At 70.5% G+C, this 25,042-nt stretch carries 18 protein-coding genes; 7 read left to right on the forward strand and 11 right to left on the reverse strand.

Translation table 11 applies throughout. The features are described from left to right. Position 1: 1 nt before the first annotated feature. From A6048_RS11540 to A6048_RS11570, 7 genes are all read right to left on the reverse strand, one after another. The gene (locus A6048_RS11540; RefSeq protein WP_107746545.1) at positions 2–1,033 is read right to left on the reverse strand and encodes an NAD-dependent epimerase/dehydratase family protein; all 1,032 of its coding nucleotides are present in this window, start codon (positions 1,031–1,033) and stop codon (positions 2–4) included. 24 nt (positions 1,034–1,057) lie between these two features. Next, a complete protein-coding gene (locus A6048_RS11545; protein WP_107746544.1) occupies positions 1,058–2,311 on the reverse strand; it encodes a class I SAM-dependent methyltransferase in 1,254 nt (417 codons plus the stop codon). Between the two features lie 14 nt (positions 2,312–2,325). Continuing rightward, a complete protein-coding gene (locus A6048_RS11550; protein WP_107746543.1) occupies positions 2,326–4,545 on the reverse strand; it encodes a helix-turn-helix transcriptional regulator in 2,220 nt (739 codons plus the stop codon). A 502-nt stretch (positions 4,546–5,047) separates the two neighbouring features. Further along, on the reverse strand, positions 5,048–6,892 hold the full coding sequence (locus A6048_RS11555; protein WP_107746542.1) for an ABC transporter ATP-binding protein: 1,845 nt from the start codon (positions 6,890–6,892) through the stop codon (positions 5,048–5,050). Continuing rightward, positions 6,889–8,676: an ABC transporter ATP-binding protein gene (locus A6048_RS11560; protein WP_235027372.1), complete on the reverse strand. Its 1,788-nt coding sequence runs from the start codon at positions 8,674–8,676 to the stop codon at positions 6,889–6,891. Before A6048_RS11560 ends, A6048_RS11555 begins: the two co-directional genes overlap by 4 nt. 119 nt (positions 8,677–8,795) lie before the next feature. Further along, positions 8,796–9,542 (reverse strand): lytic transglycosylase domain-containing protein, encoded by a 747-nt coding sequence (locus A6048_RS11565; RefSeq protein WP_107746541.1) that lies wholly within the window; start codon positions 9,540–9,542, stop codon positions 8,796–8,798. Positions 9,543–9,618: 76 nt separating this feature from the next. Next, complete coding sequence (locus A6048_RS11570; protein ID WP_235027373.1) at positions 9,619–10,212, reverse strand: TetR/AcrR family transcriptional regulator; 594 nt, start codon at positions 10,210–10,212, stop codon at positions 9,619–9,621. Positions 10,213–10,257: 45 nt separating this feature from the next. Between A6048_RS11570 and A6048_RS11575 the strand changes: the two genes are divergently transcribed. The 7 genes from A6048_RS11575 to A6048_RS11605 all read left to right on the forward strand — a co-directional run bounded on the left by A6048_RS11575 (position 10,258) and on the right by A6048_RS11605 (position 17,895). Continuing rightward, entirely contained in the window at positions 10,258–11,487 is a 1,230-nt protein-coding gene (locus A6048_RS11575; RefSeq protein WP_107746539.1) for an oxygenase MpaB family protein, read from the forward strand. Between the two features lie 99 nt (positions 11,488–11,586). Further along, positions 11,587–12,282 (forward strand): hypothetical protein, encoded by a 696-nt coding sequence (locus A6048_RS11580; RefSeq protein ID WP_107746538.1) that lies wholly within the window; start codon positions 11,587–11,589, stop codon positions 12,280–12,282. Next, the gene (locus A6048_RS11585; protein WP_107746537.1) at positions 12,279–12,719 is read left to right on the forward strand and encodes a hypothetical protein; all 441 of its coding nucleotides are present in this window, start codon (positions 12,279–12,281) and stop codon (positions 12,717–12,719) included. The genes A6048_RS11580 and A6048_RS11585 overlap by 4 nt, the downstream gene beginning before the upstream one ends. A gap of 49 nt (positions 12,720–12,768) precedes the next feature. Then, entirely contained in the window at positions 12,769–14,178 is a 1,410-nt protein-coding gene (locus A6048_RS11590) for an alpha-hydroxy-acid oxidizing protein (protein ID WP_107746536.1), read from the forward strand. Positions 14,179–14,403: 225 nt separating this feature from the next. Further along, positions 14,404–15,909, forward strand: a complete 1,506-nt coding sequence (locus A6048_RS11595; protein WP_107746677.1) for a SulP family inorganic anion transporter — start codon at positions 14,404–14,406, stop codon at positions 15,907–15,909. Between the two features lie 2 nt (positions 15,910–15,911). Next, the gene (locus tag A6048_RS11600) at positions 15,912–17,096 is read left to right on the forward strand and encodes a glycosyltransferase 87 family protein (protein ID WP_107746535.1); all 1,185 of its coding nucleotides are present in this window, start codon (positions 15,912–15,914) and stop codon (positions 17,094–17,096) included. Continuing rightward, entirely contained in the window at positions 17,089–17,895 is an 807-nt protein-coding gene (locus A6048_RS11605; RefSeq protein WP_107746534.1) for a glycosyltransferase, read from the forward strand. The genes A6048_RS11600 and A6048_RS11605 overlap by 8 nt, the downstream gene beginning before the upstream one ends. A 218-nt stretch (positions 17,896–18,113) precedes the next feature. Here the strand turns inward: A6048_RS11605 and A6048_RS18510 are convergent, their stop codons facing one another. The 4 genes from A6048_RS18510 to mfd all read right to left on the reverse strand — a co-directional run bounded on the left by A6048_RS18510 (position 18,114) and on the right by mfd (position 25,027). Further along, on the reverse strand, positions 18,114–18,245 hold the full coding sequence (locus A6048_RS18510) for a putative transporter small subunit (protein WP_211310049.1): 132 nt from the start codon (positions 18,243–18,245) through the stop codon (positions 18,114–18,116). A gap of 14 nt (positions 18,246–18,259) precedes the next feature. After that, positions 18,260–19,909 (reverse strand): sodium:solute symporter family protein, encoded by a 1,650-nt coding sequence (locus A6048_RS11610; protein WP_412523670.1) that lies wholly within the window; start codon positions 19,907–19,909, stop codon positions 18,260–18,262. A gap of 429 nt (positions 19,910–20,338) precedes the next feature. Continuing rightward, positions 20,339–21,214, reverse strand: coding sequence for a MazG nucleotide pyrophosphohydrolase domain-containing protein (locus tag A6048_RS11615; protein ID WP_235027374.1), 876 nt, complete (start codon positions 21,212–21,214; stop codon positions 20,339–20,341). Positions 21,215–21,349: 135 nt separating this feature from the next. Further along, on the reverse strand, positions 21,350–25,027 hold the full coding sequence (mfd, locus tag A6048_RS11620; protein ID WP_107746532.1) for a transcription-repair coupling factor: 3,678 nt from the start codon (positions 25,025–25,027) through the stop codon (positions 21,350–21,352). Between the last annotated feature and the right edge of the window lie 15 nt (positions 25,028–25,042).

Below are 25,042 nucleotides of genomic sequence, written 5' to 3' on the forward strand. Positions count from 1 at the left end.
CTCATTCTCGAGCGAGCACGTCGCACGTCTGCCGGAGCCCCTCCTCCAGGCGAGTGCTCGCGATCCACCCGGTCTGCTCGGAGAACGGCCCCGGGTCGACCACCGAGGATCTCGCGTCGGTCGCGGTCGCGCCGTCCGGCGGTTCCACGTACTCCACCGGCACCGGCGTGCGGCCCAGGCGTTCGGCCGCGGCCTGGGCGGCGAGGGTGAACAACCGGGTCAGCGTGACCGCCTCGCCGGTGCCGATCGACCACGGCCGGCCTGCCAACCCGTCCGGAGAGGCGACCGCCCTCCCGACGGCGTCGGCGACGTCCCTGATGTGCACGAGGTCGCGCTCGGCGCTCCCGTCTCCCCAGATCGTCAGCGGCCGATCGTCCAGCGCGGTGCGCAGGATCCCCGCGACGACCCCCCGGCCCACGGTTCCACCCGGCCCGGCCGCCCCGTAGACCGTCGGCAGGCGCAGCGAGATCCCCCGCACTCCCCCGCGCCGGGTCGCCTCCATCAGGAGATCCTCGGCCTCCGCCTTGTGCCGCTCGTACCGCGAGAACTCTCCGTGGGCCGAGTGATCGAGGGAGGCCGTGGAGTCGAGGGAGGTCGCGTGGTTGAGGGAGGCCGCGTGGTTGAGGGAGGCCGCGTGGTCCAGGGAGGCCGTTCCCGGCACCACGACGACCGGCGGTGGCAGAGCCGGATCACGGGCGCTGCCGACTGCGGCGAGAACCGACTCCACGACACCCACGTTGACCCTGCGCGCGGCCACGGGGTCGGCGTCCGCGTCCCGCCAGCTGCCGTGAGGCGCGTAAAGGACCGACACCACCACCACGTCTGCATCGGCGACCAGATCGCGGACCGCCCGGGGGTCGGTGACGTCCGCGGCGTGGCGGTGGACCTCACCCGCCGTGAGATCGGGACCCACTGTGGGTGGACGGCGCCCCACCAGCCGAAGTCGGACCCCGGGGCCGTGGAGACGTCGGGCGAGAGCACCGCCCACGTACCCACCGGCCCCGAGGACCGCGACGGTGCTCGGTTCACACATGGCCCGGTTCAGACACTGTTCGGTTCACACACGGACCGGCTCGGGAGCGGGTTCCGACATCTCGTGAACCCTGGGCACGTACAGGAGCCACCGTCCTCCCGCGTCGAGGAACCCGGTCTCCCGCGCGGTGATCTCCCGAGCGTGGTTCCACGCGAACAGGACCGCCACGTCCGGGTACGGGTCGGGGAAGTCCGCCGAGTCGACCACCGGGATCCGGGACCCCGGCGTGAGCAGACCCTGCTTGGCCGGGGTGTTGTCGAAGATCCTCGGGATCAGGTCGGGTCCGATCCCGCACATGTTGAGTACTGTCGCGCTCTTGGCCGTCGCGCCGTAGCCCACCACGCTGAGCCCCTGCGCCCGGAGGTCGGTGAGCGCCGCGACGAGATCCCGGCGGATATCCGATACCCGGAGCGAGAACGCCTCCAGGGTCGCCGGTTCCGTCAGCCCCGACCGCTCCTCGGCCGCGATCATCACGGTCACAGCGTCGGAGACCTCCCGCGCCCCCGCCCGGGCGAGGGTGTACCGCACCTCGCCACCGTGCACGGGGAGCCGCTCCACGTCCACGAGCTCGAGGCCGTGACGACGCGCGAGCTCCTGTACCGACCGAGCGGAGAAGAGGTAGAAGTGCTCGTCGTAGATCTGGTCGAAGGAGGTCTTCTCGACGATGTCGCCGAAGTACGGGTCCTCGAAGACCATGATCCCGTCGGGCGCCAGCAACTCGTCCACACCGGCGAACACCGAGTCCAGGTACGGGATGTGGCACAGCGTGTTGGCGGCGTAGATCACCGTGGCCGGCCCGTGCTCCCCGCGGATCCGGACGGCGGACTCCTCCTCGAAGAAGTCCCCGAGAACTCGCACCCCCTTCTCGACGGCGAGTCGGGCGACCCCTGCCGAGGGCTCCACGCCCAGGTGGTGCATGCCGGCATCGGCCAGGTGGGACAGCATCGTCCCGTCATTGCTTCCCAACTCCACCACGAAGTCGTCTCCCCGGCCGGTCGTGTTCTCGAGGAACCTCGTGGCGACCCCTTCGAAGTGGGCGCGCATCCCGGCCGAGCCGCCGGAGATGAAGGGGTAGGACTCGTGGAACATCTTGTCGCGGTCCACCTCCTCCATGAGCTGGACCATCGTGCAGTCCAGGCACATGCCCACGGCCAGTCGGAACAGGTACTCCTGCGACTCGTCACCGGGGCGGCGGAACGCGTCGGAGAGCGGCTGCATGCCGAAGTCGTGGAACTCCTGCACTCGTCCGCGGCAGATCGTGCAGGGCTTCGTCGTCATCACAGATCCTTGGGTCATATTTCCTTGGCCTCGAGTCGGTACGGGTCGGTGCGTGGTCGGAACACGATGGGGTGAAGGTGATGGCCAGGTCCGGCGTACTCCGCCCGGCTCCTGGCGATCCCGGTGGAGAGATCCACCCGGCCGCTCACTCCGAGCTTCCGGTAGACCTTGGTCAGGTGCTGTTCAACGGTGCTGACGGTCACGTGCAGGCGTCGCCCGATCGCGCGGTTGGTCAGTCCCTCGGCGGCGAGTTCTGCCACCCGGAGCTCCGCCCCGCTCAGTCTGTGGTCGTCCCCCTCGTCGTCGGGTCCACTGCCGCGTGACGCGCGCCCTCCCGTCGGACCCGGGATTCCGGAGAGCATCCACGGAACGGTGTCACCGAGCACCGACCCGGGGAATCCGGCGCGGAGCGCGACGAGTTCGGCCCGAGCCCGTTCCACCACGGGTCCGTCGAGCCCGCACTGCACGGCCAGACGGTCGACGGCCTGGAGATCTCCCATCGCCGCCAACACCGCGCCGTTCTCCGCCAGGCGCCGTGCCCGGGCGAGGAGGACGCGCAGGTCGTGGAAGGTGGTGGCCATGAGATCGGGGGGACCGGACGGGCCGCTGGTACCGGCGGTATGAACCTCGGCCGCGGCGAGACCCGTCGCCAGTGGGAAGCCGAGAGCCGCGCCCCAACGCCCGCTCGGCAGGATCCGGAACGCCCGGTCGACCAGCAGACGAGCCGCCGGCCGGTCCCCGGTGTGGACGAGCGTGGCGGCGCGCACCGTATGGAGTAGCGCGGACTCGGCCGGGTCCGTGGAGGCCTCTGCGACCACCTCGATGCGGGCCGTCCATCCCGAGAGGTCGGCGTCAGGACGGCGACTCACGAGGGCCTCCACGACGTGTGCGATCGCCTCGGGGACTGCCGGCCCGGAGAGGAGGTCGGCGAGGAGGTGATCGACAGCGGTCTGCAGGTCCACGTCGCCGTCATCAGGACGGGTCACCGCATCGATCAGCGACGTCCACGGGTCCAGGAGCGCGGGGGTGAGATCGCGGACCAGTTCCCGCTCCGGGCCGGTCCACCGTCCGTAGTACCAGGCGTAGGCCAGATGGATCTGGGTGATCACTCTCGGCGTCGGCAGGATGGGTCGGGATCCGAGCCCGGCGATGGCCCGCGTCGCGGCGTCCCGGTCTCCCCGGCGCAATGCGGCCAGCACGACCGGAACGGCAGCGCTCTCGGGCGCACGGTTGTCGGCCAGAAACCGGACGGTCGGTGAGTCCGCGTCACGCGCGGCGGCGGCGCGGAGGTGCTCGGCGGTGCCGTCGATCCTGAACCGCGACCCGTCGATCACCCCCACGGCGCCCAGCGCGTCGAGCAGAGTGCGGGCCTCGGCGTTCGACTTCCCGAGCATCGAGGCGAGGGCCGAGGCGGAAGAGGTGGAGCAGGCCGGAACCATGGCCATTAGACCGCAGAGTTGCTCCGCCTCCGGCCCCAGATGGCGCAGGGCCGAATCGACGCAGCGGAGGTAGGCCCGCCCGGCCCGCAGGGGCGGTCCCGAGCCGTCCGATGTGGCGAGGTCCGCGATCAACGCGCTGGCGAGGGCCGGATTGCCGTTCGCGCCCTCGATGACGGCATCGGTCAGGGGGGCGTCGTCGACGCCGGCGTCCCCGAGCGCCGCACGGACACCCGACGAGGTGATCGGCGGGACGTAATAGACATAGTCGGTGACGTCGGACAGGACGGAATCCGACCGGGCCGCGGGATTCCAGGGCCCGCCCGAGGTGTAGACGACCATCGCTCCCTGCCTGCGGAGCCATGGCCCGCGGTCCCTGAATGCTGCGAGCGAATGCTGGTCCGCGTACTCCACATCATCGACGGCGAGCACGATCGGGCCGTCGGCGAGGAGGGGCGCGAGTGCCGCCAGGACCTGGTCGGGTGAGTCCATCGGCCGCCCCTGCTCCGGAAGGGTCACGGGGGTCGAGGTGTGGCGAAGACCGCCGTCGTCGAATTCCAGCGCGGAGCGGACCAGGTCGAGCACGGCTCCGTCAGTATCCCGGTGTTCGGGAGAGCAGGTGACGTAGACGACGCGGGCACCGGAGGCTCTCGCCCGGTCGACGAAGGCACGGAGGATGGCGGTCTTGCCGGACCCCCACGGGCCCAGGATGGAGCAGACGCCTGCGAAGCGATCACCGGCGGAGGCGAGTGAACCGAGGAGGAGGTCCACGAGCGCAGTACGTGCGTCGTCGTCCATCGGTCCTTCCCTGGCCGGTCGAGATCTGCCGGTCGAGATCTGTTGTGCACGAGCAGACTCGACCACCGTAGGGACCCAGTGCGGTCCCCCGGCGACGTCTGGGAGAACACACGGTGAAGGTGCTGCCAGAAAAAACTCATGTACGCGGAATGCTCCCCGAGTCACCGCGCACCGTCGGTGGGTATCGCGTCCTCGTCGTCGTCGTCGGGGTTCTTCTGGCCACCGGGGCGCGCACCGCGCCGATGCGGGGAGTCGCCAGGGAGGCTGGCGCGCACTGGCCGCCGACGACTCCTCCCCGCGCCTGGTCGCCGCCAGGGTGGAGTACGCGCCCTGATCGGCTTACGTGTCTCTTTTGCCAGGGCTCAGCCAGGGTGTGCTGCGCGTCTGGACCATTCCGGGCGCGCAACCCGGCGCCCTGACGCCTTGCCGGGCACCACGACGTGTACCCCGGTGCCACCACGCGCAGTCCGGCGCCGCGGCGTGCCAGCCGACCCGCGGGCCGTCAGACTCCCCCGAACCACGCCCGACTGAGCTCGGCGTACCGCCCCTCCGAGCGCAGCAGTTCCTCGTGGGTGCCCGATTCCACGATCCGGCCGTGGTCCACCACCAGGATCCGGTCCGCGGTCGCGGCCTGGCTCAGCCGGTGGGCCACCACCAATCCAGCCCTGTCTTTCAGCACCGCAGCCGCTGCCGCGTCGAGGCGTCGGGCACCGGCGGACCCGGCCTCGGCGGTGGCCTCGTCGAGGATCACCACGTCCGGGTCGGCCAGCTCCACGCGGGCCAGGGCGATCATCTGGGCCTGCATCGGATCGAGCGGGTGCCCGCCCTCCCCGATCACGGTGTCGACGCCGTCGGGCAGGTCATCGACCCAGTCCGCCCCGACGGTCTGCAGGGCCGCGCGTACCTCGGCGAGGCCGGCCTCGGGGCGGGGCGCACGGACGTTCTCGGCGATGGTGGTGGCGAAGGAGTGCACCTCCTGGGAGACCATGGTGATGTGCTGCCGCAGGGCCAGCGGGTCGATGTCGGCCAGCGGCACCCCGCCCATGCGGGCGCTCCCGTGGGTGGGCACCACAGACCCGGCGGCGACCAGCGCCAGGGTGCTCTTGCCTGCACCGGTGGACCCGACCACGGCCACCACCTCACCCGGCGCGACGGTCAGGTCGACGTCGATCAGGGCCGGTGCTCCCCCGCCGTAGGAGTGGCTGACGCCGGACAGGTCCAGCGCACCGTGCTGGTCGGTGGCCGACTCGAGCGTGGCGGTGCGCTCGGGCACTGGCATGGTGATCACCCCGACCATCCGGACCAGCGAGGCCCCGGCGGACTGGACCTGGTCGACCATGCCCACCAACGCGCCGATCGGGTTGAACAGCCGGTGGAACAGCAGCGCGGCGGTGGTCACGGCGCCGGCGGTGAGCGTGCCGGCGTCCACCAGGACAAACCCGACGACCAGCAGCAGCCCGAGGACCGTGACCTCGGCGCGGTTGTTCCGGCTGAAGGCGCGGGTGACGAAGTAGAACACCCGGATGGACAGGTCCCGCGCCCGCCCGGAGGCGCCGGTGATCCGGTCCAGCTCGGAGTCCTGGGCATCAAAGGCGTGCAGGGTCCGGGATCCGGTGATGCCGCCGAGGAGCCGGCTGGCACGGGTGCCGAAGGCGGCCCGCTCCGCGGCGTAGATGGGGCCGGACCGGGGCAGGTACCAGCGCAGCGTGGTCCAGTACATGGGCAGCGCGACCAAGCCCACCAGCCCGAGCCTCCAGTCCACCGTGGCCAGCCCGACCCCGGACACGATCACCGTGAACAGCGATTGCACCACCAGCGGGACCACGGCGGTAGCGGCCTGGCTGATCTCGCGGGCGTCCTCGGCCACGCGGGAGACCAGGTCGCCGGTCTCCGTGGTCTCCATCTGCGCCGCGCCCAGGCGCAGGGAGCGGTCCATTACCATCTCACGCAGCCGAGCCACGGTGGGCTCGGTCAGCTGGGCGAGCCAGGCCTGTCCGGCCCAGGTGCAGGCGGCGCCCACGATGCCGGCAGCGGCGATCGCCCCCGCACCGACCCACACCGCGGCGTAGTCCTGACTCCCGGGCAGGACGTCCACGAGCCAGCCGATCACCCACGGCGCCACCAATCCTGCGACGGAGGCGACCAGACCGGTCAGGCAGACCAGCAGGAGGTATCCGCGGCGTTCCTTGAGCAGCGGCCACAGCACGGCGAGGGACTCGCGGCCACTCGCCAGGGGAAGGGTCCCGGTGGTCACCAGGGCCCCGGCGTTGCCCGGCGCTTCTGCAGCACCGGTCTCGGTGTGTGTGGCGGTGCTGATTCCGGTACCGCTGGTGTCTGTGCTGCTCATCGGTCGACCGCTGTCCGGTAACTGGCTGACGACTCGCGCAGCTCGAGATGGGTGCCTGAGTGCGTCTCGCCGCTCCGCGGAAGGTGGACCACCCGGTCGGCGGTCGCGAGGAACGGCGGCGAGGAGGTGACGATCAGCGTCGACCGCCCCGGCCGGCTCGTACGCAGCCGGCGCACGGCCTGGGCGATCTCCCACTCGGTCACGGCGTCCACTGCGCTGGTCGGGTCGTGCAGCACCAGCACGTCCGGGTCGGCGTGCAGAGCGCGGGCGAGCGCGATCCGCTGGCGTTGGCCGCCGGAGAGGTTGCGGCCCCCCTCCTGGACTACGTGGTCAAGGCCGTCGGGGAGGTGCTCGATGATCTCGGCGACGGCCGATGCGCGCAGGACGTCGTCGGAGACCGGGACGCGGACGTGGGCCTCGCCGTCGTGTTGTGCGCCGTCACCCCCGCCGTCGTCGCTCGTGCTGCCGTGTCCCCCGCCGTCGTGGCTCATCGCGATGTTGGAGCGGATGGTGCCGACGAACAGGTCCACGCGGTGGGGGGCGACGACGACGTGGTCGGCGATCGCCGCGGCCAGGCTGCTGCGTCGATGCCCACCGACCAGCACGGCGTCGGCCCCGTCGCTGTGGCCTGCCATCGCCAGGGTCACCGCGTCGGCGGCGGCCGGCTGCTCGACCACCAGCGCGACGATCTCCCCCGCCGCCACCTCGAGGTCCAGTTCCCGGCCGTCGGGCAGCTCCAAGCCGCTCACCTGCAGGTGCGATCCCTCGGGGACCTCCGATCCGGACTCGTCGACCGGCGCCGACGCCTGCAGGTCGACCAGCCGCTGCGCGGCACCGTGGGACCGGGCGAAGATGCTCACCATGGCCGTGATGAGGCGGACCGGTTCCTCGAAGAACACGGCCACGCCGACCACCGAGACCAGCGTGCCGATCGCCATCTCCCCGGACAGCACTCGGTAGCCGGCGGCCAGCAGGACCAGGGCCAGTACGACGGCCATGCCGAGCGACCCGATGCCCTGGACCCGGCCCGTCCGCTCGGCGGTGACGATGCCCGCGTCGGCGGCGGCACGGGAGGCGTCGCGGTACTGCTCGGCCGCCCAGCGCTCCCCGCCCCCGGCCTTGAGCACGCGCAGACCCGTCATGATGTCGGTGGCGCGGCTGCTCGCCATGCCGATGGCCGTCTGCTGGGCGGTGCTGTGCCGGGAGATGACGCGGCTGGGCAGCGCCACCAGCACCAGACTCAACGGGACGCCGATCAGGACGATCAGCCCCACTAATAGATCGGTCCACAGCAGGTAGGCCGAGATGCCCACGATGCCGATGAGCGCGGACCCGCCCAGGGCGATCTGGCGGAACACCAGGGCCGCGACGTCGGCGTCGGCCGAACACACGGACAGCACGTCACCCGAGCTCGCGTCGTCCATGGCGCGGCGCCTGGTCAGCGGCACCCGGGTGGCCTCCACCCGCAGATCGTGCGCCTCGTCCTGCAGGGCCCGGTTGCTGAGCCTGGCGCCGAAGCGATAGCTCAGGCTCAGCACCGTGAACAAGGCGATGAGCCCGAGGACCGACCACAGCATCGCGGTCGCGTCGAGAGGGATGATCGCCCGGTCGACGATCACGCCGATCGCGATGGGTACCAGCGCCTCGCAGAGCTGCCACATCGTCATGAGCACCAGCCCGGGGCCCACGAGGCGCTTTCGACGGCCGATCGCCCGGAGCAGGAGCCCGTTCGCGGTCGACGGGATGCCTGTGTCCTGCCGGCGCGTCGATGTGGGTGCTGACATGCGTGTGGGGCTCCCGCCGATGGTGAAGGGCGTCTGTGGGTCTCGCCGACTCACGACACTAGTTCCACCCGGGAACCCGGCGGTCTACGGTCCCTTCCGGCTGCGGCCTACGCTTCCCCCTACGGCGCCGTGGTCCCCACCGAGTACGCCGCCGCGGAGTCGCGCACATCCATCACGTACTCCCGCGACGCGTTGTAGGCCAGCACGGCCCGCTGCCAGTTCTCGGCAACCGAGAGGTCTCCCCCGTTCTCGCACAGCAACCGGGCGGCGGCCACGGCGGCGTCGTCGATCTGGTTGGGGTCGGCCCGCCCGTCGCCGTTGGCGTCAACTCCGTACTTGCGCCACGACTCGGGGATGAACTGCATGGGCCCCACGGCACGGTCGAACTCCTGGTCTCCGTCCAGTTCCCCGCCGTCGGTGTCCGGGATGTTGGCGAATCCGGGCGAGCCGTCCAACTGGATACCGATGATCGGCGGCAGCGCGTAGCCGTCGTCGTTCAGGGAGGCTCCCCGGTAGCGGCCGTGCCGGGTCTCCACGTGCCCGATCCCGGCGAGGGTCGTCCACGCCAGGTTGCACTCGGGCCGGGTCTGCCGCATGGTCTCGGCGGCGTTGCCGTAGGCGGCCAGGGCGGCGACCGGGATGTTCATCTGCTCGTTGATCCCCTGCGCCCAGGGCCGCAGCTGATCGGAGGTCCGGCCGGGGGCATTGATGTCGACGGCAGGGACGGGAGCTCCGGCGGCGGGTGGGATGCCGGGCGGGATGGCGACCGGGGCTTCACGGGTGGGCCCGTACGAACAGGCTGATGCCACCACGGCCGCGGCGAGGGACAGGGCCACAGCGCAGCCGCGGCGGGGGCGAATAGTCATTGAGTGCCATTCTGCCGAAAACTCGCCACGGCCCGCCTCGGGGGATTCCCTGATCTCACCCGCACCTGCCCTGATCTCACCCGCGCGGGCCGTACCCCCCGGCCAGGGCGGTGAACTCGTCCAACAGGGCCTCCCGGGTGATCCGGGGTTGATCCAGCACCCAGCGCACGGCCACGTTCTCCACTGCCATCACGATCACCCACGCGCGCGCGGCGGGGTCACCGGCCGTGACCCCCGACGCGGAGAGGTAGACGGCGAGGAGTTCACGCACCCGGAGCTCGAGTGCGTGCTGCGCGGCCCGGTGACGCACGGCGGGCAGTTCCTCCCACACGATCCGCAGCAGCCCGGCGTCCACCTCCAGCGCGGTCAGCAGGGCGTCGGCGATGGAGCGGACCGTGCCGGGGTTCTGGACGTCGACTGGACCGGCGCCGGCGAGCGAGGCGGCAACCCGGTCGGAGATCTCCGCCGACCATCGGTCCATGACCTCGGTGACCAGGGCCGATTTGTCCGGGAAGTACTGGTACAGCGAGCCCGGGCTGACCCGGGCCTCGTCGGCGACGCGGTTGGTGGTGAACGAGTCGTAGCCGTCGCGCACGAGCACGACGCGAGCCGCCTCCACGATCCGCTCGACCATCGCCCGGGAACGTGCCTGCTGGGGGACCTTTCTCATGAACGCGAATTGTATGCGAGTAATTACTCGCGTCATAGTTGCACCATGACCACAGCGCCTGAGCGTGACACCGTGACCTCCCCGTACCCCACCCGATACCGCGAGGCCGAGGACCGCTCCCGCCGCATGGGTCGCGCCCTCAAGCACATCGCCCGCGTGGACCAGATCGACGAGCAGCTCATGGACCGCCTGGGCCGCGGATACCTGGAGAAGGACGAGCCCGGCGCCCGCCTGGCCCGCGCCATGCGGCTGCGGTCCGGCGAGCCCGGGGCCGTGAGCCGGCGGCAGCTCGACGAGGCCCTCACGAGCGGCTCGGCGGGTCTGCCCGACGACGCCCCCGAGGTGCTCCGCGAGTACATCGCCCTCCTCGAGGACACCCCGGACTGGGTCGACTGGGACCAGATCGCCCACGGCCAGAAGGTGTACCTGCGCCTGGGCCAGAACGCCGCGGACATCCTGCTCCAACTCTCGCTGATCGGCGGCTACCGCTTCGGCGGACCCACCGACCTCCTGGTGGCCACCGGCGGCCTGACCGGCAACACGACGCTGCGTCGCCTGGCCGAGACCAGCCACTGGACCATGTCCCTCTCGATCCCCGACGGGCTGCGGCCGGGCGGCGAGTCGTGGCGCCTGACCGGGCACGTGCGGGCCATGCACGCCGTGGTCAACGAGGCGATGGAGCCGCGCTGGGACACCGGACGGTGGGGACTGCCCATCAGCCAGAGCGACCTGGCCGCCACCCTCGGCCTCTTCGACGCCGTTGTCCTGCTGGGCGTGCGCACCCTGGGCGTGCCGATGTCCCGCCGGGACTCCGACGCCGTGATGCACGTGTGGCGCTACGTGGGATGGCTGATGGGGGTCGACGACGACTTCCTGGTCAGCCGCGAGAGGGACCGGCACCGGATCAACTATCACATCCTGCTGGCCCAGGCAGGGCTCAGCGAGGCTGGACCGCAACTGACCCAGGCCCTGGTCGCGGCGCAGCGTCAGCGCAAGCGCAGCGGGCCGCTCCCCGGCGTGCAGGCGTGGGTGGGGCACGAGCGACTGCTGAGCATGCTCACGGTGTTACTCGGCCGCGAGTCCATGCGCGAGTTCGGCCTGCCCGTCCGGCCGCCGTGGGCGCATGCCTACCTCGTGACGCTCAACGGCCTGCGATACCGCACCCCGTGGGGCCGCGCCCGGCTCGACTCGTGGGGCGAGAAGGTCCGCGACCGCGAGCGCAAGCAGACCTTCGGCGACGCGGCCGCGGACATCGGCAGGCCGGTCACCACCTGAGGCCCACGAGCCTTAGTCGCCCCCATTAGGCGCTTTCGGCTAATTCGCTGAAATTAGGCATATTCACCTCATGTCGTGCAGATGTGGCAGGATCGCCTCATGTACGTGGTGACGATCGACCAGCGCGGCAGCCGGGTCGCCGAGGACCTGGTGCCGGGCCTGCTCGAAGCCCTCGCGGATATCCCCTGCGCGGCCGCCTTCGAACGCACGGCCGGCGACGAGGTCCAGGGCCTGGTCACGGACCCCGCCGCGGTGCGTTCCGCACTTCTCGTGGCCCTCCGCGGCGGCGAATGGCACTGCGGCGTGGGAGCCGGGGAGGTCGACGACGACTCCTACGCCTCCGGAACACGGGCCGGCCGCGGGCCCGCCTATCTCGCCGCGCGGGACGCCGTCGAGGCGGCCAAGGGACTGAGCAGCTCGGTCGCGGTGCGCGTCCCGGCAGGCGTAGGAGCAGGCGCAGGTACAGGAACCGAATCCGGAGCCGGAACCGGGGCCACGCTTGCGCCCAGGTCTCGGCCCGGGGCTGACGCTGCGGCCTGGGCCGCCGACTGCGAGGCCGTGTGGGGGCTCACCGCCCCCCTCATCCTCGACCGAACCGAGGCGCAGTGGCGGGTGGTGGACGCCGTCGACCGCTCCCACACCCAGGCGGCGGCCGCACTCGAGCTGGACATCACCCCGGCCTCGGTCAACGGCGCGCTGCGGCTCTCACGGATCCGCGAGGAGCGGGCCGCGTACCCCGCGCTCGACCGTCTCCTCGCCGGCGCGCACGCCGCGGCGACGGGGGGCGCACGATGAGTACCTGGCCCGAGTGGATCCCCATCACGATCGTGGTGGTGCTCAGCCTGCTCGCCTCGGCGGGGCTCGGATCGCCGATCGCCTCCCTGGTCCTGAGGTCCGCGCACGTGCCCGACCCGCCGACAGTAGAGGTCAGCGGGGATTCCCGCAGCCCGGTGGTGCAGCGGCGCGAGAATTCCGAACCGCAGGTCCGCGAGGTACTGCGGGGCGGGATGTGGATCGGGATCCTGGAACGCGTCGGGCTCACGGCCGCGATCCTGGCCGGTCGCTTCGAGCTGGCCGCCGTGGTGGTGGCCATCAAGGCCCTGGGCCGCTATCCGGAGATCCGCGAGAACCCCGCGGTGAGCGAGCGGTTCATCATCGGCACGCTCACCTCACTCCTCGTGGCGGCGGCGTGCGGGGCGGCCGGCCTGGTGGTCCTCCACGCCCTCGCTTGACCTCGCCCGCAGCCCTCTGCGCGTCCGAACCCTCAGTACGCTCGCCGGTATGACGTCTGACTTCGCGACCTCCCCCGCAGGCCCCCACGGCGACGCCGCCGACGAATTGGCTGGACATGCCGGCGTCGACGAATCGGCTGGACATGTCGGCGTCGAGCCGGAGGACACCGCCCCCGGCCGGGCTCGCCAGAACGTCATCTACCGGGCGGGCGTCTCGGGAATCACTCCGAAGGTACCGACCAGCGCGGAGAAGCTCGAGGCCGCCGCGCGCCGCGCGCTCATGCGACGGCCCGGCGGCAGACGGGCCTGGGCCTACGTCTACGGCGGAGCCGGCTCCGGGGTGACCATGAGCGGCAATCGCGACGCGCTGGACCGGCGCCAACTGGTCCCCCGCGTCCTGCGCAGCACCGACCGGCGCGACCTCTCGACCGAGGTACTCGGGCAGAGGCTCCCGGCACCGGTGCTGGTCGCTCCGATCGGCGCCGCCGGACTGGTACGTCGTGACGCCGACGTCCACATCGGCCGTGCCGCGGCCGAGCGCGGGTTGCCGTACATCCTGTCCTCGCAGGGTTCGTCGCCCATGGAATCCACTGCCGACGCCATGAAGGACGGCCCACGCTGGTTCCAGCTGTACTGGAGCAGGGACGAGCAGCTGGTCGACAGCTTCATCTCCCGTGCGGAGGACATCGGCGCCGGGGCGCTGGTCGTCACCCTGGACACCACGACTCTGGGATGGAGGCCGTGGGATCTCGACCTCGGTTCGTTGCCGTTCACGCGGGGGGTCGGGATCGCGCAGTACACGTCGGATCCGCGTTTCTCCGAGATGGTGGCCGAGCGGGTCGCACAGGACGCCGGTGCCGCGTCCGGCACCCAGTCCGATTCCGTCAAGGTCACACCGAAGGCGGTTCAGACGCTGTTCGAGATGGCGCGGAATCATCCGGGCGGGTTGCGCAGGAACCTGAGTGCTCCGGAGACCCGCGCCGCCGTCCAGACCTTCCTCGACACGTTCTCGAATCCGGCACTGAACTGGGACCACATCGCGACGCTGCGGGATCGGACGCGACTGCCGGTCGTCCTCAAGGGCGTCCTGCACCCGGAGGACGCCCAGCGGGCCTTCGACATGGGCGTCGATGCGGTGATGGTCTCGAACCACGGAGGCCGCCAGGTGGACGGATCGATCGGCACGCTCGACGCCCTCGTACGGATCCGCGCCGCCGTCGGTCCGGAGCCGACGCTGCTGTTCGACTCGGGAATCCGCAACGGCACGGACGTGGTCAAGGCCATGGCGTGCGGGGCGGACGCCGTGACGATCGGGCGGCCACACATCTACGGCCTGGCCATCGCCGGCCAACAGGGGGTCGGCGAGGTGCTCGACAACCTGCTGGCCGAGATCGATCTCACGATGTCGCTCTGCGGCGCGAGCTCATGGGACGAGGTGGACGCCTCGCTCCTGGCGTGACGCTCCGGGCCGACCCCGTCGCGGCGCCGCCCCGCGGTGTCGTTGGTCACAGTGCGGCACCGGGTTTCGCGGTCGACCAACTCTCCCGTTACGGTAGGTTTCTAACCCTCCCGTAACGGGAGAGTGCGTATTGGCCCTCCGCGGACAGGACACCCCTTCGTGACAGCACCCACCCACGCCGGCTCGCCCGGATCGACCAACCCCGAGCCGACCAACGATGACGACCTGGCCCCGGTCGGCGTTCTCGCCTCGTTCAGGTACGCCTTCTCGTCCCCGAGGCGACTGCGGACCGAGGTGCTGGCCGGGCTGGTGGTCGCGCTCGCGCTGATCCCCGAGGCCATCTCGTTCTCCATCCTCGCCGGAGTGGACCCGAGGGTCGGGTTGTTCGCCTCGTTCACCATGGCCGTGACGATCGCCTTCACCGGCGGACGGCCCGCGATGATCTCCGCCGCGACCGGCGCGATAGCCCTGGTCATCGCACCCGTGGCGCGCGAGTACGGGCTGGACTACTTCATCGCCACCGTGCTGTTGGCGGGCATCATCCAGGTGGTCCTCAGTCTGATCGGCGTGGGCAGACTCATGCGGTTCATCCCCCGGTCGGTGATGGTCGGGTTCGTCAACGCCCTGGCCATCCTCATCTTCACCGCCCAGATCCCCCACCTGCTGGGTGTGCCGTGGCTGGTCTACCCGATGGTGGCGGCCGGGATCGCCATCATGGTGTTCTTCCCCAGGCTGTCCGCCGCGGTGCCCGCCCCACTGATCGCGATCGTGGCGCTCACCGCCCTCGTGGTGCTGTTCGGCTGGAGCATGCCCGACGTCAGCGACCAGGGCGAGCTGCCCGGCTCGCTGCCGTCGCTGTTCATCCCCGACGTCCCGTGGACCCTGGAGACGCTGCAGATCATCGCGCCCTACGCCTTTGCCATGGCGCTGGTCGGGCTCATGGAGTCGATGATGACCGCCAAACTCGTCGACGACATCACCGAAGTGCGCACCGACAAGACCCGTGAGGGATGGGGCCAGGGCGTGGCCAACATCGTCACCAGCTTCTTCGGCGGCATGGGTGGCTGCGCGATGATCGGCCAGACCATGATCAACGTCAAGCAGTCCGGTGCCCGCACCCGGCTGTCCACCCTGCTGGCCGGCGTCTTCCTGCTCATCCTCGTGGTGGCGTTGGGCGACATCGTCGGCCTGATCCCCATGGCCGCGCTTGTCGCGGTGATGATCATGGTCTCGGTGGCCACCATGGACTGGCACTCCATCCATCCCCGCACCCTGCGGTTGATGCCCGTCAGCGAGACCGTCGTCATGGTGGTCACCGTGGCCGCCACCGTGATCACCCACAACCTGGCGATCGGCGTGATCCTCGGTGTCCTCACCGCGATGGTCATGTTCGCCCGCCGTGTGGCACACATGACCAGCCTGGAGAAGGTCTCCGAGCTCGATTCGAACCACGACGGCACCATCGACATCCGCACCTACCGGGTTCGTGGCGAGCTGTTCTGGGCCTCCAGCAACGACCTGGTCTACCAGTTCGACTACACCGGCGATCCCCAGCACGTGGTCATCGACCTGACCGACGCCGACATCTGGGACGCCTCCACCGTGGCCACCCTGGACGCGATCACCCACAAGTACGCAGCCAAGGGCAAGACCGTCGAGATCATCGGCCTGGACGGCTCCAGCCAGGAGCGTCTGGACAAGCTCTCGGGGAACCTCGGCGACGGCCACTGACGATGAGCCGACCCACCACCACGACCCGCGGGCTCAGTGTGGCCGCGGGCCTGACGCTGAGCGTGGCGGTGACTGTCGTGGTCATGACGCAGACGCTGACCGGGTTCATGCTGGACCTGCAGGTGTTCCAGGACGCCGGGAAGGCCATGCTGGCGGGGCGGGACCTGTACTCGGAGGACTTCCCCACCCGCTCGGGGTTCAGGTTCATCTATCCCCCCTTCGCCGCTATCGCCTTCATCCCGCTGGCACCCCTGGCCGCCACGGCCGCCCAGGTCGCCTGGACCGCCGCGACGATCGCGGCGGTGTGGGCGATCCTGGCCATGGTCGCCACCCGCCTGCGACTACACGGGGCCATGGCCCTGGCGCTCGCGCTGACCGGTGTGGCGCTGCTGCTCGAGCCGATCCGCGCGAACCTGGGCTTCGGCCAGATCAACGTCTTCCTGGTCCTGATGGTGACCGCCGACGTCCTGGGGTTCACCCCCCGCCGCGTCCGCGGTGTCCTGGTGGGCCTGGCCGCCGGGGTCAAACTCACCCCGGCCGCGTTCGCCCTGATGTTCCTCGCCCGAAAGGACTGGGCGTCCCTCGTGCGGGCTCTCGGCGCGGCTGTGACCACGATCGTGCTGGGTCACCTCGTCCGCCCGGCCGATTCGGCGTACTTCTGGACCACCGAGTTCTTCCTCACCGACCGCGGTGGGCCACCCGAGTTCGTCCCCAATCAGGCCCTGAGCGGCCTCCTGGCCCGCGCCGGCCTGACCGGTGCCCCGCTGGACCTTGCCGTCTACGGGTTCTTCCTGCTCACGGCCGCCGCGGCGGCCTGGGGCGCCTGTCTGCTGATCCGCGATGACCGTCCCGTGGACGCGTTGATGCTGGTCTCCCTCGGCGTCTTCATCGCCTCGCCGGTGGCCGTAACCCACCACTGGTCCGGGATGTTCATCGCCCTTCCGCTCCTCCTGGCTTCCCGCCGCCTCCCGGTGCGACTGGCGCTGGCGGCCCTCGTGGTGGCGCACCTGATCGGCACCCACCTCGCCTACTCCTTGACACCCCTCGACCCCGCGGCCCACCTGCTGCAGTGGCTGGTCGGAAACGCCCAGGGTCTGACCGGCATCGCCGCATTCGGGATACTTCTCGCAGACGCCGCCAGACAACCCACTCCTACTCGACCCGATCCCGAGGACCCCGATGCGTGACACCGAACTGACCGTCCTGCTCACCGTGTATCACGCAATCGCGCCCTCGCAGCTCCGCGACGCCCTGGACAGCGTGCGGGCTCAGACCGTTCACCCGGCCGAGGTGATCGTCGTGGAGGACGGCCCCCTGCCCGACGCGCTGCGCGAGGTCCTGGACTCCACCGCGGGCCTGCGCCGGTTCGCCCTGCCCCACAACCTCGGGGCCGCCGCGGCCTCGCAACGAGGGTTCGACGAGGTCCGCACCAGCTGGGTAGCCCGTCAGGATGCCGACGACATCTCCCTGCCCGAGCGGTTCGAGCGGCAACTCGACGCCGCACGCACCCTCGGGGTGGATGTCCTGGGTTCGGCGATGCTGGAGTTCGACACCGACCCGGAACACCCGAAGGCCGTACGCGCCCTCCCCACCGACCACGAGGACATCGCCCGGTACGCCCGCATCAACAACCCCGTCAACAACCCGTCGCTGCTGGCCCGCACCGACGCCATCCGTGCCGTCGGCGGCTACCGCCACGTCCCCTATCAGGAGGACTACGACCTGATGATCCGGCTCCTCGGCGCCGGCTACCGCTTCCACAACCTGCCCGAACCGCTGGTGAAGTTCCGCGTCACGCAGGCGCAGTTCTCCCGTAGGAAGAGCCGCGAGCTCACCGCGTCCGAACGCACCATCCAGCGCACCCTCGTCGACGCCGGGATGGTCTCCCGCCCCCGCGCGGTGGCCAACTACCTCATCCGCAATACCTACCGAAGGCTGCCCGCCGCCGCCATGAACGCGGCGTACCGACGGATCTTTCACGGTTGAGGGGCGGCGGTTGAGGAGCCACGGTCGAGGGTCACGGTTGAGGGGCGACGGTTGAGGGGCGCCGGTTGAGCGGTCTCGGCTATGGGCCACGGTTATGGGCCACGGTTGAGCCTGCTCCCGCTGAACGGCAGCGGCCCCGGCCGACCGCGTAAAGCAGCCGGCCGGGGCCGATGTCGAGCTTCTCCCGCCGCCGGGCCTTCTGCTCGGCGGGGGCAGTTCTAGATGATCGGCACGCCATCACGCTTGGCCTCGGCGGCCTCCTTGATGAAGGCGCCCACCAGGACGGCGAGGACGCCGGCCACGATCACGGGCCAGACGAGCACATAGATCGTCAGAAGTATCGGTGTCATGTGCGGTTCCTCTCCTAGACGCGGACGACGTCGTCGTCGTCATCGTTGTTGTTCTCGGCCTTGTTCTGGGCGTCAGCGTCGGCGAGCTCCTGCGCCACCTCGTCGGTGTCGTAGTCGGCGGTGGCCAGCGCGATCTGGTCGAAGTCGTAGTCCATCGAACTGCGGTACGACATGGCCACGCAGACGATCGTGCTGACCGCGTACGCGACGAGCGAGGCCGTGAGCGTGTCGTAGTCACGCAGGAAGCCGAGGATGAACGGCGCGCTGCCGAGTGCCGCGATCACGGCCACGACGAGCGCCGGCCTGAGGCCCAGGAAGCCGAAGACCATCAGGCCCAGGACCACGCCCACGCCCACCACGGCGAGCGCCTCGACGGCGTATGCCAGCACACCGGAGTCCGGGATCAGCCCGAATCGGGTGGGCAGGAAGACCGCCAGGGCAACCAGGACGGAGACGGTGAAGGCGCTGTTGGTGACCTTCTTCCAGTAGAAGCTCGCGATCACCGGGAAGACCAACGCTCCCCACAGTGCGCCAACGAACACCAACAGGTCGAGGATGTTGAACCGGATGTTGGCGAAGAACAACGCGGCCACCGTGGCCAGGACCATGGTGATGCGGCCGACGATGAGCATCACGCGGGGGTTGGGCACCTTGCCGCGGCCGCGCATGCCCTGGCCGTACAGGTCGCTCATCGCGATCGACGACATGGCGGACAGGTCCGAGTCCGCGGTCGAGGAGAGCGAACCGATGATCATGATGAAGAACACCGCCACCAGGACACCGGGCAGGTACTCGGCCGCCACCTGGGGAAGCACGTTGTTCGGGTCGCCGTCGACGGGATCGATTCCGGCGTAGAGGGCGAGCACGCCGACCATGCCGATGCCGATGATCGTGGCGCCGTATCCGATGGTCGCCGTGATGAAGGTCGGCCTGATCAGGTCCTCCCGGACCGCGAACAGACGCTGCGCGATGGTCTGGTTGCCGATCGCGTAGGCGAGGACGGCCGCGATGTACGGAGCACCCTGGTTGAGGAAGGCATCCGACGAGAAGAATGACTGCTGCTGCGGGGTCAGGTTCTGGGCGCCGGTGGTGAACAGCTCGACTCCGCCGAGGAAGAAGAACATCGACGGCACGATGATGATCACCGCGCCGAGCATGGCCAGCACCTGCGCGAAGTCGGTGAGCACCGAGGCGCGGAAACCGGACCACAGGGTGTAGAGCAGGACTCCCGCGGCGATCACGATCACGCCCTGGATGAAGCTGAACGGGCTGAGCATGGAGATCAGCGCGCCGCCGGCGATGAAGTTCGACGTCAACGAGATGACGGAACCCAGGATGTTGGATCCGGCCAGCATGAACTGGGAGGACCTACCGTGGCGGGCGAACATGACCTCGGCCAGGGTGTGCGCCTGCGGGGCGACCTTGCGGATGCGTTTACCGAAGGGATAGATGAACAGGATCATCAGGGCTCCCCAGAAACCGTAGTGGATCGGCCCCGAAATACCGTAGAGGTATCCGGAGTTGACCGAGGCGTACATGGAGGACGCCCAGATCCAGGTGGCGGTCATCGACGCCGCCGAGATCCCGAACCCGATCTTGTGGCCGGCGGTCATGAAGCTGTCGGCGTTCTCTTTCCTCTTCGCGATCCGCGATGACATGAACATGGTGCCGCCGTAGAACAACACCAGAAGTAGAACCACGGCCGTTGCACTCAACGCTGTAGAGCCCAGCAAATCTGCCCCTTTCCCTCTTCTTTTGTCATGTGAACACGCTGAGCCTAGTGAATGCACCGCCTTAACGAAGGATCGATGCGGGGCCGACGTTGTGCGGATGGCCAATCAGCTGGGCCGATATGCACGCTCTTCTGGTGGGTGACCAGGCTTTCGCTGGAGGGAAGCCCCAAACGGCTGAGAGGCACCTTTGAGACAGGGCCCGGTGGGTTCGGCGGACCAGGCGGCGGGGCGACGCGGGGGCAAGCGGGCCAGCGGTCAGCTGGGCCAGGCCGCGCGCCAGTCGGGCCAGCGGTCAGCTGGGCCAGGCCGGGCAGGCGGGCCAGCGGTCAGCTGGGCCAGGCCGGGCAGGCGGGCCAGCGGTCAGCTGGGCCAGGCCGCGCGCCAGTCGGCCGCGGTGGCGTCGGTGGCGGGGACGGGAAGCCGCGACTCGGCCTCGCGGAGATCGCGGGCAAAGCTCCGGACCACCTGCCGGTACGCCACTTCGGCGGACCCGGAACCGGTCCCGTCCTCGCGGCCAGAGCCGTTCTCGCGGCCCGAGGCATCCCCACCGCCAGGGCTGTCCTCGCGGCCAGAGTCGTTCTCACCGCCGGAGCAGTCCTCGCGGCCAGACCCATCATCCCGGCCGCCGGCGGCATGCTCGCGGAACAGGCCCACCGGGTCCACACGGACCACCCTCATCTCCGCGGGAACCAGCTCGTCGGGGACTCCCGCCGAGCTGGCGCGGGCCAGCACCTTCTGCCCCAGGGCGAGGGCCGGCATGTCCCACGGGATGCCGTCGACCACCCCGCGCGGCGGGCGACCGGCGCGTTCGGCGGCCTTGGCCACCTGCCACAGGCGGTCCTGCTCGGCTGCATCGAGGTGAGCTGAACCAACTCCGGCTGAGCCGTCCGGGGTGAACCAGTACGGCGCGCGCCGACGCAGCTTGTCCAACAGTGCGGCGGCAACATCCTGGATGTCGAACGACCCCTCGGCCCGCTCCGCGCCGATCGCGGCGTGGAACAGCACCTGCAGTAGCAGGTCGCCGAGCTCGGAGACCAGCTCGTCGCGGTCGCCGTCGGCCACGGCGTCGACCAGCTCCCACGACTCCTCCAGCAGGTACGGCAGCAGCGAGGCGTGAGTCTGGGCGGACTCCCAGTCACCGTCTCGCCGGATGCGGGCCATCACCTCGACGGCCTCGGCGAGCCGGTCGCCGCCCAGCCGGTCCCCCGCTCCCGTCGAGAAGAGCGTTTCGGACACATCGGCCGAGTGGACTTGTGCGGAACGCTCTTCTCGACGGGGGTCGGGCTCGGGCCGACGGGGGTCCGGGTCGGGTCGACGGGGGTCCGGGTCGGGGCCCGCGCTCATGCCGCCCGCCTCATCCCACGTCCCTCGTCACGCCGAGACCATCTCCGGCTGGATCACCGGGTGCGTGCCCTGCGGATCCCCGGCCATTGCGGTGAGGAAGTCGGCGGCGTACTGCAGCATCTCGTCGTCGCGCGCCTTCTCGGAGCCCGCACCGGCGCGCGCGCCGGCGGCCTTGGGCAGCGGGAGCAGCACGGTCTTCTGCGTTGCCCGGTACTGCGCGGCCGGGTACATGCGCTTGAGGCGGATCTGCTGGGAGTCCAACAGATCGAGCGGGCCCACGCGCAGGCGCGAGCCGGCCAGCACGACCTCGCGGACCTTGTACTTCTGGCACACCAGCCGCAGCCGCGACACGGACACCACCCGCCGGGCCTCGACCGGCATCGGTCCGTAGCGGTCCACCAGTTCCTCGACCACCGCGTCGATGTCCTCGGGCGCCCGCGCCTGCGACAGCTTGCGGTAGGCCTCGAGCCGCAGCCGGTCGCCGTCGACGTACTCGACCGGAATGTAGGCGTCGACGGGCAGCTCGATCCGGATCTCGCCCTGTTCCTCCTCGACCTCTACGGTCTCGCCGTCGGCGATCGCGCGGTACGCCTCCACGGCCTCGCCCACCAGACGGATGTAGAGGTCAAAGCCGACGCCGGCGATGTGCCCGGACTGCTCGGCACCCAGCACGTTGCCGGCCCCGCGCAGCTCGAGGTCCTTCATGGCCACGGCCATGCCGGCGCCCAGGTCGTTGTTCTGGGCGATGGTGGCCAGCCGGTCGTAGGCGGTCTCGGTGAGCGGCTTCTCGGGGTCGTAGAGGAAGTAGGCGTAGCCGCGCTCGCGGGAACGGCCCACGCGTCCGCGCAGCTGGTGCATCTGGGACAGGCCCAGCTGGTCGGAGCGGTCCACGATCAGGGTGTTGGCGTTGGAGATGTCCAGGCCGGTCTCGACAATGGTCGTGCACACCAGCACGTCGTAGTCGCGGTTCCAGAATCCGCCGACGGTCTGCTCGAGTTGCTCCTCCCCCATCTGCCCGTGGGCCACCACCACGCGCGCCTCGGGTACCAGGTCGCGGATCCTCGCGGCGGTGGCGTCGATGGTCCGCACCCGGTTGTGCACGTAGAACACCTGGCCCTCGCGCAGCAGCTCGCGGCGGATGGCGGCCGCGACGTGCTTGTCCGAGTGCGCGCCCACGTAGGTCAGCACGGGCAGCCGCTCCTCGGGCGGGGTGAGGATCTGACTCATCTCGCGGATGCCGGCCAGCGACATCTCCAGCGTGCGCGGGATGGGCGTGGCGGACATGGTCAACACGTCCACGTGGGTGCGGAGCGAGGTGATGTGCTCCTTGTGCTCCACGCCGAAGCGCTGCTCCTCGTCCACCACCACCAGGCCGAGGTTCTTCCAGTGCACCGCGGTGGCCAGCAACCGGTGGGTGCCGATCACCACGTCCACGGTCCCGTCTGCCAGCCCCTTGAGAACCTCCTTCGCCTCGGCGTCGGAGGTGAACCGGCTGAGCCCCTTCACTGTCACAGGGAACCCGGTCATCCGCTCGACGAAGGTCGCCTGGTGCTGCTGCGCGAGCAAAGTGGTGGGCACCAGCACGGCCACCTGGGTGCCGTCCTGCACGGCCTTGAACGCCGCCCGCACGGCCACCTCGGTCTTGCCGTAGCCCACGTCGCCCACCACCACGCGGTCCATGGGGGCGGTCTTCTCCATGTCCCCCTTGACCTCCTCGATCGCCGTCAGCTGATCGACGGTCTCGGTGAACGGGAACGCGTCCTCCATCTCCCGCTGCCACGGGGTGTCGGGTCCGAAGGCACGGCCCGGCGCGGATTGGCGCTTGGCGTAGAGCTGCACCAGCTCGGTGGCGATCTCGCGGACCGCCTTGCGCGCCTTACGCTTGGTGTTCTGCCAGTCGGCGCCGCCCATCTTGCTGAGCGTCGGGGCCTCGCCGCCGACGTAGCGGCTGAGCTGCCCGAGGGATTCCATCGGCACGAACAGGCGGTCGGCGGCGCCACCGCGCTTGCCGGCCGCGTACTCGATCACCACGTACTCGCGGCGACTCGACCCGTCCCCGCCGCGGACCTGCCGCTCGACCATCTCCACGAAGCGGCCGATGCCGTGCTGGTCGTGCACCACCCAGTCGCCGGCCTTGAGGGCCAGCGGGTCCACCTGGTTGCGGCGCTTGGCGTGGCGCGCCTTGGGGCGCGCGGTGGCGCCCAGTCGGTTGCCGGTGAGGTCGGTCTCGGAGACGACGACGAGGTGGTCCGCCTGCTCCCCGGAGTCCGAGGCCAGCGCGAACCCACCGTGCAGGATCGCCTCGTACACCGACACCACACCGGCGGCGGGCTCGGATCCCGCCGGTGCGGCCGTGGCCGGGACCTCCGCCTCGGACAGGCGTTCCAGGACGCGGTCGACGGTGCCGTGGCCCGGGACCACCACCGCGGCCCGGCCGCCGGAGGACATGAGCGTGCGCAACCGGGAGAACATGGCCTGCATCTCCGAGTCCTTGCCACGCGGGGCGGGCGGGTCGCCGGCGGGGGCGTCCACCACCAGGCCGTCCTCGGGGTCCGTCAAGAATCCCGGAGGGACCAGCTGCCACCAGGGCACGCCGGCGGTGGTGGCCTCCTCGCGGACGGTGGAGAAGGTGCGGTAGCCCGAGCCCGACAGGTCCAGGGTCTCGCTGTCCACGGGGGCGTCGCCGCCCATCGTCGCCGCGGTCCACGAGGCCTCGAGGAACTCTCGCCCCGCCTGGGCCAGGTCGGCGGCGCGGCGGCGGACCTTGTCCGGGTCGCACACCACCACGCGGGTCCCGGCCGGCATGAGCATGGGCAGCGTGGCCATCTCCTCCGGGACCAGCACCGAGGTCAGTGCCTCCATGCCGTCGCGGGGGATGCCCTCGGCCAGCGAGTCCAGCAGCTCCGCGAGGGTCGGGTTCTCGCGGTGTACCCGGGCCAGACGCTGCGCGCGCTCGCGGACCTCGTCGTCGAGCAGCAGCTCCCGGCACGGGAACAGCACGGCCGACCCGACCTCGCCCTCGGGTAGTGAGCGCTGGTCGGCCACGGAGAACTCGCGGATCTCGGCGATCTGGTCGCCGTCGAACTCCACGCGCAGCGGATGGTCGGCCGTGGTGGGGAACACGTCAACGATGCCGCCGCGCACCGCCACGTCACCACGACGGGCCACCATGTCCTCGCGGCTGTAGGCGAACTCGGTCAGGGTGGCCAGGAGATCGGACGGGTCGAGCTCGGCGCCGCGGGTCAGCCGGATCGGCTCCCGGCGGGCCGCCCCCGGGGAGATGGGCTGCACCACCGAACGCGCCGCCGCCACCACGATCCTCGGGGCCTGTCCCGCCATCACCGAGTTCAGGACCTGCAGACGGCGGCCGATCGTGTCGGAGGCCGGCGACAGACGCTCGTGCGGCAACGTCTCCCAACTGGGGAACTGCGCCACGGCGCCGTGTGGCAGGCCTGGGCCGTCGAACAGTCCCGCAAGCTCGTCGGCCAGCTCCTCACACTCGCGCTCGGTGGCCGTGACCACCAGCAGCGGCGCGTGCTCGGCCAGGGTCGACACCAGGAACGGTCGCAGCGACTCCGCCGACCGGACCACCGCCGCGTCCCGGTCCAGGCCCGCCCGCAGATCGGCCAGCGCCGGGTTCGCTGCAACCGCACCGGCCAGGCCGGACAGGGCTGCGGTGGTGGGGCTGCTGACAGTGGTGGTCACGCGTGTGGGTCCTCC

It is taken from the genome of Dietzia psychralcaliphila, from assembly GCF_003096095.1.
In the GTDB taxonomy this organism is placed as follows: domain Bacteria; phylum Actinomycetota; class Actinomycetes; order Mycobacteriales; family Mycobacteriaceae; genus Dietzia; species Dietzia psychralcaliphila.